The 13689-nt window shown below is 57.4% G+C and carries 13 protein-coding genes; 5 read left to right on the top strand and 8 right to left on the bottom strand.

Annotated elements, in window-relative coordinates; all coding sequences use genetic code 11:
- Nucleotides 1–43 precede the first annotated feature (43 nt).
- Genes hutH (VI01_RS24035) through VI01_RS24015 form a run of 5 tightly spaced genes read right to left on the bottom strand, consistent with a single transcriptional unit; the run spans nucleotide 44 to nucleotide 4650 of the window.
- On the bottom strand, nucleotides 44–1528 hold the full coding sequence (gene hutH / locus VI01_RS24035; RefSeq protein WP_045816951.1) for a histidine ammonia-lyase: 1485 nt from the start codon (nucleotides 1526–1528) through the stop codon (nucleotides 44–46).
- Complete coding sequence (locus tag VI01_RS24030; RefSeq protein WP_034820922.1) at nucleotides 1525–2325, bottom strand: ABC transporter ATP-binding protein; 801 nt, start codon at nucleotides 2323–2325, stop codon at nucleotides 1525–1527. The genes hutH (VI01_RS24035) and VI01_RS24030 overlap by 4 nt, the downstream gene beginning before the upstream one ends.
- A 1-nt stretch (nucleotide 2326) precedes the next feature.
- Nucleotides 2327–3055 carry an ABC transporter permease gene (locus tag VI01_RS24025; RefSeq protein ID WP_045816950.1) on the bottom strand — a complete coding sequence of 243 codons (729 nt, stop codon included), beginning with the start codon at nucleotides 3053–3055 and terminating at the stop codon, nucleotides 2327–2329.
- A gap of 11 nt (nucleotides 3056–3066) precedes the next feature.
- Nucleotides 3067–3786: an ABC transporter permease gene (locus VI01_RS24020; RefSeq protein WP_034820926.1), complete on the bottom strand. Its 720-nt coding sequence runs from the start codon at nucleotides 3784–3786 to the stop codon at nucleotides 3067–3069.
- A gap of 12 nt (nucleotides 3787–3798) precedes the next feature.
- Nucleotides 3799–4650 (bottom strand): transporter substrate-binding domain-containing protein, encoded by an 852-nt coding sequence (locus VI01_RS24015; protein WP_038647969.1) that lies wholly within the window; start codon nucleotides 4648–4650, stop codon nucleotides 3799–3801.
- 240 nt (nucleotides 4651–4890) lie between these two features.
- Between VI01_RS24015 and VI01_RS24010 the strand changes: the two genes are divergently transcribed.
- Nucleotides 4891–5070 (top strand): hypothetical protein, encoded by a 180-nt coding sequence (locus VI01_RS24010; protein WP_045816949.1) that lies wholly within the window; start codon nucleotides 4891–4893, stop codon nucleotides 5068–5070.
- An 11-nt stretch (nucleotides 5071–5081) separates the two neighbouring features.
- Here VI01_RS24010 and hutG read toward each other — a convergent pair whose 3' ends face one another.
- Nucleotides 5082–5873, bottom strand: a complete 792-nt coding sequence (gene hutG / locus VI01_RS24005) for an N-formylglutamate deformylase (protein ID WP_045816948.1) — start codon at nucleotides 5871–5873, stop codon at nucleotides 5082–5084.
- Complete coding sequence (gene hutI / locus VI01_RS24000) at nucleotides 5870–7087, bottom strand: imidazolonepropionase (protein ID WP_045816947.1); 1218 nt, start codon at nucleotides 7085–7087, stop codon at nucleotides 5870–5872. Before hutI ends, hutG begins: the two co-directional genes overlap by 4 nt.
- 85 nt (nucleotides 7088–7172) lie before the next feature.
- Here hutI and VI01_RS23995 point away from each other — a divergent pair, with 85 nt between their 5' ends.
- A complete protein-coding gene (locus VI01_RS23995) occupies nucleotides 7173–8528 on the top strand; it encodes a formimidoylglutamate deiminase (RefSeq protein ID WP_045816946.1) in 1356 nt (451 codons plus the stop codon).
- Nucleotides 8525–9064, top strand: coding sequence for a HutD family protein (locus VI01_RS23990; RefSeq protein WP_045816945.1), 540 nt, complete (start codon nucleotides 8525–8527; stop codon nucleotides 9062–9064). Before VI01_RS23995 ends, VI01_RS23990 begins: the two co-directional genes overlap by 4 nt.
- Here the strand turns inward: VI01_RS23990 and hutC are convergent.
- Nucleotides 9048–9803, bottom strand: a complete 756-nt coding sequence (hutC, locus tag VI01_RS23985; protein ID WP_034820947.1) for a histidine utilization repressor — start codon at nucleotides 9801–9803, stop codon at nucleotides 9048–9050. The two genes, VI01_RS23990 and hutC, sit on opposite strands and share 17 nt — an antisense overlap.
- A gap of 319 nt (nucleotides 9804–10122) precedes the next feature.
- Between hutC and hutH (VI01_RS23980) the strand changes: the two genes are divergently transcribed.
- Both hutH (VI01_RS23980) and hutU read left to right on the top strand, forming a co-directional pair.
- The gene (gene hutH / locus VI01_RS23980; protein WP_045816944.1) at nucleotides 10123–11676 is read left to right on the top strand and encodes a histidine ammonia-lyase; all 1554 of its coding nucleotides are present in this window, start codon (nucleotides 10123–10125) and stop codon (nucleotides 11674–11676) included.
- A gap of 10 nt (nucleotides 11677–11686) precedes the next feature.
- Entirely contained in the window at nucleotides 11687–13372 is a 1686-nt protein-coding gene (gene hutU / locus VI01_RS23975) for a urocanate hydratase (RefSeq protein ID WP_045816943.1), read from the top strand.
- Nucleotides 13373–13689: the final 317 nt, after the last annotated feature.

Here is a 13689-nt window from a genome sequence, read left to right as displayed (position 1 = left end):
CAGCAGTTCAGCAGTTCAGCAGTTCAACATCGCTTAACAGCACTCAGCTAGCACCGTTTTTCATCACCTCAACTGCCCGGGCAATTTCCGGTGCCAGCCAGCGGTCTTCCTGCCAGTTCGCCACCACTGCCCGCAAACGGCGCAACGCCTGTTTCGTACCTTCCGCCAACTCCGCCTCGCCATGAAAATCCAGCGCCTGCGCCGCCAGCAAATACTCAATCGCCAGAATCTGCCATACGTTCCCTACCAGCTTCAGCAACTTAAGCGCGGCCCCGGTACCCAGGCTAAGATGATCTTCCTGCAAACCCGAGGTCACGTAATTATCCAGCACCGCCGGTTGTGCCAGCTGACGGTTCTCTGCGCACAACGATGCCGCCACATACTGGGCAATCATCATGCCGGAATTCACGCCCGGCTGCGCCACCAGAAACGCCGGTAAACCACTGACTAGTGGATTCACTAAACGATCCAGGCGCCGCTCAGCAATACTGCCAATTTCCGCCATGGCAATGGCCAACACATCAGCCGCCATCGCCACCGATTCACCATGCGGATTGGCCTGCGACACCACACGCCAGTTATCCACGGTGCCCAATATCAAAGGATTATCGGTACAGGCATTCAACTCGGTATTCACCTGTCGCGAGGCGTGATCAAACTGATCGCGGCTGGCACCGTGCACCTGCGGCATTGAGCGTAAACTCAACGCATCCTGCGTGCGCACGCCCACGCTTTTTGCCAGCAGCGGGCTGTCGCTCAGCAACTGACGCAAACGCAGGCCACTCACTTGCATGCCTGCACTGGCTTTCAGTGCAATCACTTCTGCATCAAATGCCACTAACTGGCCACGCAGCGCCTCAAAACTCATCGCGCCGGTCACGTCAGCCCAATCCAACAGCCGCGCCGCATCATCCAGTGCCAGGCAAGACAACCCGGTCATGCACGGCGTACCGTTCACCAGGCTCAAGCCCTCTTTGGCACCGGGTCGATAAGGTGTTAACCCGGCCTGCGTCAGCGCTTGCCCGGCAGGCACGATCTGTTGCTGATACTCAACATCGCCCACGCCAATCAGCGCGAGCCCAATATGCGCCATATGGCTGAGGTAACCCACAGAACCTTGCGACGGCACCTGCGGCGTAATCTGATGATTCAGCAGCGCCAGCAAATGCTGCACCAGCGCCACCGACACGCCCGATTTACCGTGGCTGTAGTTCGCAATCGCCGCACACAGGATGGCGCGCACCTGTTCGCGCGCCAGCAGTGGGCCCACGCCACAAGCGTGACTCAACAGCGTATTGCGCGACAGCTGGCTCAGTTGTTCCTCCGGCAAAGTGATATTGCACAGCGCACCCAACCCGGTATTGATGCCATAAGCGATATGACCGCTGGCCACAATCTGCTCGACGATCTCACGCCCCTGAGCAATACGCTGCCAGGCACTGGCGCTTAACGTCAGTTCGGCATTGTGCCGCGCCACCTGCACCACATCCTGCCAGGAAAGCGTTTCATCGCCCCACACTAACGTCATGCTGGTTGCTCCGTGTGATGGCTCTGATGGCTGGAGATAAACTGCTTAAAGCGCTGCGAGCCCTGTGCGCCAAACATCTCTTCCGGCGTCCCCTGACAATCAATGGTCCCCTGATGCATAAACACCACGCGGTTGGAAACGTTACGCGCAAAGCCCATTTCGTGGGTCACCACCAGCATGGTGCGCCCCTCTTCCGCCAGGCTGCGCATCACTTTCAATACTTCGCCCACCAACTCCGGATCGAGCGCCGAAGTTGGCTCATCAAACAGCATCACTTCCGGATCCATTGCCAGTGCACGGGCAATCGCCACTCGCTGCTGCTGGCCGCCGGAAAGCTGCGCCGGGTAGAAATCTTTGCGGTTCAACAGGCCAACGCGATCCAGCAACTGCTCCGCCTGGGCAATGCAGCTTTTCTTATCGCGCTTCAGAACATAGTGGGGCCCTTCAATCACGTTTTGCAGCACCGTCATATGCGACCACAGGTTAAAACTCTGGAACACCATGCCCAGACGCGAGCGCAAACGCTCAATCTGTTTTGGGTTGGCCGCCAGCTGATGGCCACGCGCATGGCGCTTCATCTCAATCGTTTCACCACCGACGCTCACCACGCCAGCATCCGGCGTTTCCAGCAGATTGATGCAGCGCAATAAGGTACTTTTACCCGAGCCGCTGGCACCGAGAATCGAGATGACATCGCCTTGGTGCGCCTGCAGCGAAATGCCTTTCAGTACTTCCATCGCGCCAAAGGATTTATGAATATCGGTGGCGCTTAAGGTTACGGGGGACGTGGATTGCATATCACTCTCCGGCAAGCGGTTTAACGACGGGTAACGGCTTTTTTTCAACGCGATGCACCGGGGTTAAACGGCGTTCTAACAACGCGTAAAGCTGGACGATAATGAAGTTCAGAATCAGATAAATGGCGGCGGCGCAGATAAACACTTCCATGGTGCGATAGGTACGCTGAATGATCTGCTGCGCCACACCAGTGACATCCCATACGGTGACCAGACTGGCCAGCGCCGTGGACTTCACCAGCAAAATCGCTTCGGTGGAATAAGCCGGCAGTGCATAACGCAGCATGATGGGCGCGATGATGCGACGCAGTAGCAGCCAGCGCGACATGCCGCAGGCCAACCCGGCTTCAACCTGGCCGGGCGGCACCGCCAGCAAAGCACCACGTAAGATCTCCGCAGTATAAGCCGCCGTACACAGCGACAGTGCCAGCACGGCGCAGGTAAACGGCTCGCGCAGGAATGGCCAGACAAAGCTATGGCGGATCACCCCAAACTGCCCCAATCCGTAATAGATCAGGAACAGTTGAATCAGCAGCGGTGAGCCGCGAAATACCAGAATGTAGCCGCGCGCAAAGCCGCTCAGCACCCGCCAGCGACTCATGCGCAGTGACAGAATCCCGATGGCGAGAATGCCACCACAGAGAAATGCACTGATAAACAGCCCCAGCGTTACCGGCAACGCTGCGCTTAGCTTGAGGAAAGTGTCAGTCAGAAAGACGAAGTCAATCATACTGCTGCTCCTTAGTGCTGTGCCGCAGTGCGACTTTGCCATGCGCGTCCGAGGCGGGATTCTGCCCGACGGAATGCATGATTAGACAGCAGCGTCAGCACCAGATAGCAGCCACCGCCAATCAGATAGAAGGTGAAGTAATCGCGCGTGGATCCCGCCGCCACCTGGCTGGCGCGCATCAGCTCAACGATGCCAGTCACCGACACCAGCGCCGAATCTTTCAGGCTCATCTGCCAGACATTCGACATGCCCGGCAGCGCATAACGCACAATCTGCGGCAGCAAAATACGCTGTGCGATGCGCCAGCGCGGCATGCCAATCGCCACCGCGGCTTCCACTTCGCCTTTAGCCAGCGCCAGACGTGCCGCACGATACACTTCACCTTGATAGGATCCCGAGATGAGCCCGATAGCCAGTGCACCAATCAGGAATGGTGGCGCTTCGATAAAGCCATCCGCACCGAACATCTGCCCAACGAGGGTAATCAGGCCCGATCCGCCAAAATAGAACAGGTAGATCACCAGCAGTTCCGGGATGCCGCGAAACACCGTGGAATAGGCTTCACCCAACCAGCGAACCCAGCGCTGTGGCGACAGTTTCGCTGCCGCCACGCCAGAACCGACCACTGCGCCAATCATCAGCGCCGCCAGCGACAGCAGCAGCGTGGTGAAGGCAGCCCCCAAAATCAGGCGGCCCCAGCCATCAGCACCAAAACTTAGCAGGCTCATCATCTTTCACCTCACTTACGGGGTTACGTCAGTTTTAAACCACTTCTCACTCAGCTTTTTCACGGTGCCATCGGCCAGTGCGCCTTTAATGGCCTCGTCGAGTTTGGCCTTCAGATCGTTGTCAGCCATGCGCACGCCCATCGCCTCGCCCTCACCCCAGATCGGGCCACCCAACTGCGGGCCGCTGAAGGTCAGGTTGCTGTTCTCTTTGCGCGCCAGCATCGATTGGGCGAAGGTTACATCGTCGAATACCGCATCAATACGCCCCGCCTGAAGATCGAGAATCGCATCTGCTGAGGAAGTGTATTCACGCACGTCGGCGACATCTTTGAAGTACTTATCAATAAATGGCGTGTAAACCGTGCCGGACGCGATGCCAATGGTTTTGCCTTTTAACGCCGCTTTCAGAGGGGCAATCGCCGTGTTGATCTCCTTCTCATCATCATGCAGCTTGATGATGTTGTGATCGGCAGGCATCAGCGGGCTGTCTTTGGTGGTGATAAAGGTGGCCGGCGTGGACGCGTAAGGCACGGTGAAATTGACCACTTTTTTGCGGTCCGGCGTAATGACAATCGCATCCATGATCACGTCATATTTGCCAGCATTCAGTCCGGCGATCATGCCGTCCCAGTTTTGCACCACCAGCTTGCACTGGATGCCCATGCGCTTACACAGGTCTTCCATCAGTTCAGGCTCAAAGCCACCTAACTTGCCGCCCGGCAGCGTCAGGTTCCAGGGTTCATAACTGCCTTCGGTAGCGATGGTGATCGATTTCCACTCTTTCGCCTGCACAGCCATCCCGCTGATCATCAGGCTGGCAAACAGGGTCGTGAGGCAAAAACGGCGAATCGGGGCGCGGTGCGTCATGCGGCTTCTCCTGGTCATTAATCGAATTGGCTGTCTCTGTTGGCTGATACAGCGCAGATGACATTTCATGTATATACAAGTTAGCTTGCGGCAGATCATTGTCGGCATAAGCTTTTTGTGAGCCAGCCAGAATAAAAAGTGATAATTACCACGTGGTCTTTACTTGTACATACAACCTAGCAAGCGGTGTGCCAGATCGGCAGAAGCGGTAGAATCAGGGAATGGTTAAGGTGTGGACGTATGGGTGCACATTTTTGGGGCGCAATTGCACTGTTATGGGGATATCAGGGTTTAGATGGAAGCGAGATGGGTATGGCGCGTGATATGAGTTTGCACTGCAACACCCATCAAAAACTGCCACCTTTCAAAGGTAGCAGCCTGATGCAAATTGGCCCTGGCAAGCATGACGTCTTGCCCTAAGACTCAGGCGATTAACGCGACTTTCCGGCCTGTAAAAACGCCTGCATCATTGGTTTTAACACTTTCTGCAGTTGCGCGGCGCGATCCTGCTGCCAGGCAAACGGCGGGGTTTCATCCATATAATTCAGCTGCGCCAGTTCGAGCTGTACGGCCTGTACGCCCTGCTGCGGCTGACCGTAGGCTCGCGTGATATAGCCGCCTTTGAAACGTCCGTTGACGACCCAGCTGTAATCGCTTTGCGCGGCACAGACATCCTTGATCGCTTCGATCACCGCGCCAGAGCAACTCTCACCGCTGTTGGTGCCAATGTTGATATCCGGCAACTGACCATCAAACAAGCGCGGAATCACTGAGGCAATGGAGTGGGCGTCAAACAGCAGCGCATAACCGTGTTCCGCTTTCAGTCGCGCCAGCTCTTGCTGGATCTGCAGGTGATACGGCTGCCAGATATTATCGAGATAGCCCTGACGCGCGGCGGCACTGGGCGTTTTCCCCTCAGCGAAGGTCGGCGTACCATCAAATAACGTCTCAGGATACAGCCCTGTCGTCGCGGTGGTATACAGCGGCTGGTTATCCGGCGGACGATTCAGGTCGATGACAAAACGTGAGTAGTGGCCAATCAGCACGCTGGCCCCCAGATCACGCACAAAATCGTACAGCAGCGGAATGTGCCAGTCGGTATCCGGCAGGCCGCGTGCCGCGTCGCTCAATCCGGCATCCACTTCAGGCGTTAACTGGGTACCCGCATGCGGGATGCTGACCAGCAGCGGCAGCTTACCGGCGGTGAAATGAAAAGGTGTCATTGCGCTTCTCCACGATAGATAACCTGGCACGGCAACTCGCCGCCCAACCAGTAAACCAGTTCTGCCGGACGCGCCAGCGGCCAGTGTACAAAGTTCGCCACTTTGCCGACCTCCAGCGAACCGTGCGAATGCTGTAATCCCAGCGCTTTCGCCCCCCACAGTGTCACACCCGCCAGCGCTTCTTCCGGCGTCATCCCAAATAGCGTGCAGCCCATATTGAGCATCAGACGCAGCGACAACGCCGGTGAAGTACCGGGATTGGCATCGCTGGCCAGCGCCATTGGCACGCCGTGCTTGCGGAACAGTTCCACCGGTGGGCGTTGGGTCTCACGCAGCAGATAGAATGCGCCCGGCAGCAACACCGCGACAGTACCGTGTTGCGCCATCGCTTGCGCATCAGCTTCAGTGGCGTATTCAAGATGATCGGCTGACAAGGCGCCGTATTCAGCCGCCAGCGTGGCGCCGCCCAGTGCAGAAAGCTGCTCGGCGTGCAATTTAACCGGCATCCCCAGCGCTTTGGCTTTTTCAAACACCGCGCTGACCTGGTCAGGGGAGAAGGCCAGATGTTCGCAGAAGGCATCGACCGCATCCGCCAGACCTTCCGCCTTCACCTGCGGTAACAGGCGATTGCAGATGATATCGATCCAGCCCTGTGGATTTTCCTTAAATTCCGGTGGGAAACCGTGCGCGGCCAGACAGGTCGCCAGCACATCGGCGGGTACCGTTTCTGCCAGCTCGCGGATGGCGCGCAGCATGGTCAGCTCGCTGGTTTCATCGAGGCCATAACCCGATTTAATCTCCACAGTAGTGACGCCTTCTGCCAGCAATCGATCCAGACGCCAGCGCGCGCTTGCCACCAACTCCTGCTGCGATGCCGCGCGCGTAGCACGCACCGTGGAGAGAATACCGCCGCCCTGCGCTGCAATCTCAGCATAGCTGACGCCGTTCAGACGTTGCTCAAACTCCTGGCTACGATCGCCGCCAAACACCAGATGCGTATGGCAATCGACCAGACCCGGCGTGATGATGCCACCGTCAAATTGCTGCTGCGAACGCGGAGCAAAATTTGGCAGTTCGCTGCGCGGCCCTACCCAAATCAGCTCACCGTTATCCACCGCCAGCGCACCGTTGGCAATCAGGTTATAGTGCCCGTCTCGCATGGTGACGATATCGGCCCCCAGCCACAGGCTGTCGATCTGCTTCGCTTCTGCCATCCCACTCCCCTTCACGTCTGACGATTTACAGTGCGTCTCAAAGTATGTATATGTATATACAACTTTCCGCCCTTAAGGATCAACCATGGCCGTTTTTTTTGCCCCACGCGCGCTGCTGGCCGACGGCTGGCATGAAGACGTATTGATTACCACTGACGCATCCGGACAGATCGCTTCACTCACCCCCAGCAGCACGCCAGGCAGCGCCATCCGCCTTGCTGGCCCGGTTATTCCTGCCATCGCCAACCTGCACTCACACGCCTTCCAGCGTGCCATGGCCGGGCTGGCAGAAGTGGCGGGCGATCCGCAGGACAGTTTCTGGACGTGGCGCGATCTGATGTATCGCATGGTGCAGCGCCTGTCGCCGGAGCAGGTCGGCGATATCGCCACCCATCTCTACATCGACATGCTAAAAGGCGGCTACAGCCAGGTGGCGGAATTCCACTACTTGCATCACGATGCGCAGGGCAAACCCTATGCCGATGACGCGATGCTGCTCAACCTGATGGCCGCCGCCGAGACCGCTGGCATTGGTCAGACGTTGCTGCCGGTGCTTTACAGCTACAGCGGATTTGGATCGCAACCCGCCAGCGATGGCCAGCGCCGTTTCATCCAGCAGACCGATGCTTATCTGCAACAACAGCAACGCGCAGCGCAATGGAGTGCCAATAAACCGCTGCTTAATCATGGCATCTGTTTCCACTCGCTGCGCGCGGTGAATGAAACCCAGATGCGTGAAGTACTGACCGCCAGCGCTGCTGATGTGCCGGTGCATATCCATGTGGCGGAGCAGGAAAAAGAGGTGAATGACAGTCTGGCGTGGAGCGGTGAACGTCCGGTGGCCTGGCTCTACAATCGCTTCGAGGTGGATCAGCGCTGGTGCCTGATTCATGCCACCAATCTGGACGACAGCGAAATCCAACGCATGGCTGCCAGCAGTGCGATTGCCGGTCTCTGTCCGACCACCGAAGCCAATCTTGGCGACGGCATCTTCCCGGCGGTGGAATACATCGCACGCGGTGGGCGCTGGGGCATTGGATCGGACAGCCATGTGTCGCTCAGTGCGCTGGAAGAACTGCGCTGGCTGGAGTACGGTCAGCGCCTGCGCGATCGCCGTCGCAATCGTATCACCCTGCCCCACCAGCCTTCTGTGGGCGATCTGCTGTGGCAGCAGGCGGCACAAGGCGGTGCGCAAGCGTGCGCGATCAACACAGGTGAACTGGCGGTGGGTAAACGCGCCGACTGGCTGGTGCTGGAAAACGATGCCTTCCTGGGCAGCGTGAATTCAGCGTCACTTCTTAACCGCTGGCTGTTTGGCGGTAGCCAAAGCCAGATCCGCGATGTGTTTGTTGCCGGTAATCAGGTCATCAGCGAGGGCCATCATCAGGCAGAAGAAGCTGCTGCTGCACGCTTTGCCGAGGCGATGAGGGCGCTGCAATGAGAACACGCTTTGACTACAGCCAGCTGCCCGTGAGCCGCTGGCGCAACGGCGGCGGCGAAACGCGTGAAATCGTCAGCTTTCCGCCCGGTGAGGCAGAGTTTGGCTGGCGCGCCAGTATTGCCACCATCGATGCCGACGGACCTTTCTCGCCGTTCCCCGGTATCGATCGTGTGATTACGCTGCTGAATGGCGACAGCGTGGTACTTCGCAGTGATAGCGTCGAGCACGCGTTGTTGCCGCATCAGCCGTGGGCATTTCCCGGTGAATGGTCGATCGACGCGCAGATCAGTGGCAGCTGTCAGGATTTCAATATCATGACCCGCCGTGACAGTTGGCAGGCTCAGGTGGAAGTTGTGCAACACGCTGTTGTCAGCGAACACGGTGTCGCGTGGGTGCTATCGGGTGAATGGCAGAGTGCGGACGGCGAAAGCGTCACGGTTAATCAGGGGATGTGGTGGCTGGATGAAGAGACGCAGCTGGCACCGCGAACCTCGGATGCCAGCCTGCTGTTTGTGGCGCTTAGCCGTGTCCTCTGAAACGCCCCAGTAACTTATAGCGCGAGCCGGGATAGAGCAGGCGCGCGTAAGTCACAATCTTGTTGTCGCTCCAGGTCTGACGACGAATCAGCAAGCAAGGCTCATGCTCATCCAGCGCCAGATGTTTACGCTGGCGCAGATCGGGCAGGACCGCTTCCACAATATGCTCACCGGCAGTCAACGGCGCCACGCGCATCAAATAGGTATAGGGCGTCAGTTGATGATAATCCTGACTGAGGTAATCCGGTGCCACCAGCGGATTGACTAAGCGATCTTCCAATTGCACTGGCATATCGTTTTCGTAATGCACAATCAACGAATGATACAGCGTCTGTCCGGTGGACAAGCCCAACACTGCGGCTTGTTCTGGATCGGCCTTCATCTGCCCAATCGACAAAATTTTGCAGCTGTGGCGATGACCGCGCTGAGCAATCTCATCGGCGATGTTGTGCACTTCCAGCATCGCGGTGTAGCCCTTCATCTCCGCGACAAAGGTGCCGACGCCTTGCATGCGCACCAAGAAACCTTCGCTGGTGAGTTCACGCAGCGCACGGTTAATGGTCATGCGGCTCACGCCCAGCTCGTTAACCAGCTCACTTTCGGACGGTACGCGCTGATTCGCTTTCCAGTGACCTTCACGGATCTGGCTGACGATCGCCTGTTTCACGCGCTGATAAATCGGTGCTGGCTCATCGCCCATCGCTGCGGCCAGCTGCGCTATTGCCGTTTGCTCCGCCATATCCTGTTCCTTTTCCGAATAATGCCCAAAGTTTACTGTCTCAGCACGTAAATGTATATACATCCAATTGTGCAGACAGCGCGTCAACAGTGCAGCGTTCTCCCTGTTTCGGTGCAATGCCGCTGCGGCTGAATGACACATTCCGCATTGCGGCGCATTTCACAGAATCCAATCAATCTGGCACAGCCCTTGCTACTTGTATAGACAAGATTAGACACTTATGCTTCACTCAGCTCATTCAATGGTGCTACCCCTTGCCAGATCGTCAACTCAGGGCTTGCAGGTAGCACCCGATCACTTGTATAGACAGGAGTAGACTATGTCAGGTTCGGTTCAGGAAATTCGCCTCGTTCCCGGTGAAGTGGACCTCGCGACCTTGCGGGCGATTTATCAAAGCAAGGTGACGCTCACGTTAGCGGATGACGCCCGTGCGGCCATCGATCGCGCGAATGAAACCGTCGATGCCATCGTGGCATCAGGCAAAGTGGTGTACGGCATCAATACCGGCTTCGGCAAACTGGCCCAGACACAGATTCCTTCTGAACGTCTGGCAGAGTTGCAGCGCAATCTGGTGCTGTCGCACAGCGTGGGGTTGGGCAACTTACTGCCGGATAACGTCACGCGCTTAGTGGTCGCCACCAAAATCATCAGCCTGGCACGCGGTCACTCCGGCGTGCGTATCCAGTTAATCGAAGCCCTGCTGGCGCTGTTTAATGCCGGTGTCATGCCGTGTATTCCGGAAAAAGGTTCGGTAGGTGCATCGGGCGATTTGGCCCCGCTGGCCCATCTGTCTTTGATGTTGCTGGGCGAAGGTCAGGTGCGCGTCGACGGAGAACTGATTCCTGCCACGGAAGGGCTGGCACGCGTTGGCCTGCAGCCGATTGTGCTGGGACCGAAAGAAGGTTTGGCTCTGCTGAATGGCACTCAGGTCTCTAACGCGCTGGCACTGCGCGGCTTGTTTGAAGCCGAAAACCTGTTTGCCGCAGGCCTGATGGCGGGTGCATTGTCGCTGGAAGCGATCAAAGGCTCAGTAAAACCTTTCGATGCGCGTATTCATCAGGCGCGTGGTCAGCACGGGCAAATCGCGGTGGCCGCTGCGGTTTCTTCCTTATTGGAAGGCAGTGAAATCCTCAGCTCACATACCAATTGTGGTCGCGTACAGGATCCCTACTCAATTCGCTGCGTACCGCAGGTCATGGGCGCGTGTTTAGACAATCTCAGCCATGCGTCGCGCGTACTGCAAATTGAAGCCAATGCGGCCTCCGATAATCCGCTGGTGTTCAGTGAAAGTGGTGATGTGATTTCAGGCGGTAACTTCCACGCTGAACCGGTGGCGTTTGCCGCCGATATCATCGCGCTGGCGATTGCCGAAATTGGAGCGATTTCCGAGCGCCGTATGGCACTGTTGCTGGATACCGGTCTCTCTGGCCTGCCGCCATTCCTGGTGCGCGATGGTGGAGTGAACTCTGGCTTTATGATTGCTCAGGTCACCGCTGCCGCACTGGCTTCAGAAAACAAATCGCTGGCGCATCCGGGCAGTGTAGATAGCCTGCCGACTTCCGCTAACCAGGAAGATCACGTATCGATGGCCACCTACGCCGCGCGTCGCCTCGGTGATATGTGCTTCAACACCGCTGCCGTGGTCGGCATTGAAGCCATGGCTGCGGCACAGGGCATCGACTTCCACCGCCCATTGCAAAGCTCGACTGCACTGGAACAAGAGATAGGGCGCATCCGCGAACACGTCGCCTTCCTCGATCAAGACCGTTTAATGGCGCCGGATATTGAATCCATGCGCCTGTGGGCCAGCCGTCATGCCTGGCCTGAATCCCTTACTGCGCTGCTGCCAAGCCAGCGTTCACCTTCCCTTTAAGGAATTGATGATGAGCGAAACTTTATCTCAGGCTGTTGCCCGCGAAATCCGTGCGCCGCGCGGTAATGAACTGCATTGTGCGAACTGGTTGATTGAAGCGGCTTACCGCATGATCCAGAACAACCTCGATCCTGATGTGGCTGAGCGCCCGGAAGATCTGGTGGTATACGGCGGTATCGGTAAAGCGGCACGCAACTGGGAGTGCTTTGAGCAGATTCTGCGTTCACTGCGTGCGTTACAGCCCGAAGAAACCTTGCTGATCCAGTCAGGCAAACCAGTGGGTGTGTTCCGTACCCATGCCGATGCACCACGCGTCTTGCTGGCTAACTCCAACCTGGTGCCGCACTGGGCTAACTGGGATCATTTCCACGAACTGGATAAAGCCGGCCTGATGATGTACGGCCAGATGACCGCCGGTTCCTGGATCTACATTGGTGCGCAAGGCATCGTGCAGGGCACCTTTGAAACCTTCGCCGAAGCGGGTCGCCAGCATTATGACAGCGATTTGAGCGGCCGCTGGATCCTGACAGCAGGCCTGGGCGGCATGGGCGGCGCACAACCACTGGCTGGCGTACTGGCCGGTGCCAGCGTGTTAGCCATTGAGTGCCAGGAATCACGTATCGATTTCCGTCTGCGCACCCGTTACGTCGACCACAAAGCTTATACCTTAGACGAAGCGCTGGATCTGATTGAGAAAGCCACCAAAGCTAAACTGGCGATTTCTGTTGGTCTGCTGGGCAACGCCGCCGAAATCGTGCCGGAGTTGGTGAAGCGTGCCAAAGCGGGCGGCATGAAACCGGATATCGTCACCGATCAGACTTCCGCACACGATCCGATCAATGGCTATCTGCCAGTGGGTTGGGATCTGGATCGCTGGCAGGCCGAGCGCGTCAGCAATCCTAAAGCTGTTGAGAAAGCGGCACGTGCGTCGATGGCGGTGCATGTGCAGGCGATGCTCGACTTCCATCATATGGGCGTGCCGACCGTGGATTACGGTAACAACATTCGTCAGGTGGCGCTGGATGAAGGGGTGAAAAACGCCTTTGATTTCCCAGGCTTCGTGCCCGCCTATATTCGCCCACTGTTCTGTGAAGGCAAAGGTCCCTTCCGCTGGGTGGCGCTGTCAGGCGATCCGGAAGACATCTACAAAACTGACGCCAAGCTGAAAGAGCTGTTCCCGGAGCACAAGAACCTGCATCGCTGGCTCGACATGGCGCAGGAACGTATTGCCTTCCAGGGGCTACCCGCGCGCATCTGCTGGTTGGGTCTGGGCGAGCGCCATAAAGCCGCGCTGGCATTCAACGAAATGGTGCGCAACGGTGAGCTGAAAGCGCCTATCGTCATCGGCCGTGACCACCTCGACTGTGGTTCCGTGGCGTCACCCAACCGTGAAACCGAAGCGATGAAAGACGGTTCGGATGCGGTGTCTGACTGGCCGCTGCTGAATGCCCTGCTGAACACCGCAGGCGGCGCGACCTGGGTGAGCCTGCATCACGGCGGCGGCGTTGGCATGGGCTTCTCGCAGCACTCCGGCGTGGTGATTGTCTGCGACGGCACCGCCGAAGCGGATGCGCGTCTCGGCCGCGTGCTGTGGAACGATCCGGCGACGGGCGTGATGCGTCACGCGGACGCGGGCTATGAACTGGCGCAGAGTTGTGCGAAAGAGCATGGCTTGAATCTGCCGATGCAGAAGTAATTTGTCGTGATAACTGAAGTCGCCCTTCGCCGGGCGACATTTTTTCGTCTTAGTTCAGCCGCCAAACCTTCTCTCTACTCCCTACTCTCTACTCTCTAATCTCTACTCTCTACTCTCTACTCTCTACTCTCTACTCTCTACTCTCTACTCTCTACTCTCTACTCTCTACTCAATGTTTCGTGCCATATCCCGGACTGACAACCATAAATTGCCGCATAAAACTCGTGAATCCCCCCTTTATCCCTTCAGCCCCTACATTCCCTCATTCCCTCATTCCCTCATTCCCTCATTCCCTCAGTCTCTCAGTCTCTCAGTCT

Origin of the sequence: Pantoea sp. SM3 (genome assembly GCF_000963995.1) — a bacterium.
GTDB classification, from domain to species: Bacteria; Pseudomonadota; Gammaproteobacteria; order Enterobacterales; family Enterobacteriaceae; genus Pantoea; species Pantoea rwandensis_B.
Note: the sequence above shows the minus strand (reverse complement) of the source record. Positions and strands in the feature narration are given on the sequence as shown.

Bases quoted from the DNA above. Each gene is read 5' to 3' on its own strand.
- VI01_RS24030 (WP_034820922.1), bottom strand. From the start codon at position 2,325: ATGCAATCCACGTCCCCCGTAACCTTAAGCGCCACCGATATTCATAAA.
- hutH (WP_045816944.1), top strand. From the start codon at position 10,123: ATGTCAGGTTCGGTTCAGGAAATTCGCCTCGTTCCCGGTGAAGTGGAC.
- VI01_RS24015 (WP_038647969.1), bottom strand. From the start codon at position 4,650: ATGACGCACCGCGCCCCGATTCGCCGTTTTTGCCTCACGACCCTGTTT.
- VI01_RS24010 (WP_045816949.1), top strand. From the start codon at position 4,891: ATGGGTGCACATTTTTGGGGCGCAATTGCACTGTTATGGGGATATCAG.
- hutG (WP_045816948.1), bottom strand. From the start codon at position 5,873: ATGACACCTTTTCATTTCACCGCCGGTAAGCTGCCGCTGCTGGTCAGC.
- hutH (WP_045816951.1), bottom strand. From the start codon at position 1,528: ATGACGTTAGTGTGGGGCGATGAAACGCTTTCCTGGCAGGATGTGGTG.
- hutC (WP_034820947.1), bottom strand. From the start codon at position 9,803: ATGGCGGAGCAAACGGCAATAGCGCAGCTGGCCGCAGCGATGGGCGAT.
- hutU (WP_045816943.1), top strand. From the start codon at position 11,687: ATGAGCGAAACTTTATCTCAGGCTGTTGCCCGCGAAATCCGTGCGCCG.
- VI01_RS23995 (WP_045816946.1), top strand. From the start codon at position 7,173: ATGGCCGTTTTTTTTGCCCCACGCGCGCTGCTGGCCGACGGCTGGCAT.
- VI01_RS23990 (WP_045816945.1), top strand. From the start codon at position 8,525: ATGAGAACACGCTTTGACTACAGCCAGCTGCCCGTGAGCCGCTGGCGC.
- VI01_RS24025 (WP_045816950.1), bottom strand. From the start codon at position 3,055: ATGATTGACTTCGTCTTTCTGACTGACACTTTCCTCAAGCTAAGCGCA.
- VI01_RS24020 (WP_034820926.1), bottom strand. From the start codon at position 3,786: ATGATGAGCCTGCTAAGTTTTGGTGCTGATGGCTGGGGCCGCCTGATT.
- hutI (WP_045816947.1), bottom strand. From the start codon at position 7,087: ATGGCAGAAGCGAAGCAGATCGACAGCCTGTGGCTGGGGGCCGATATC.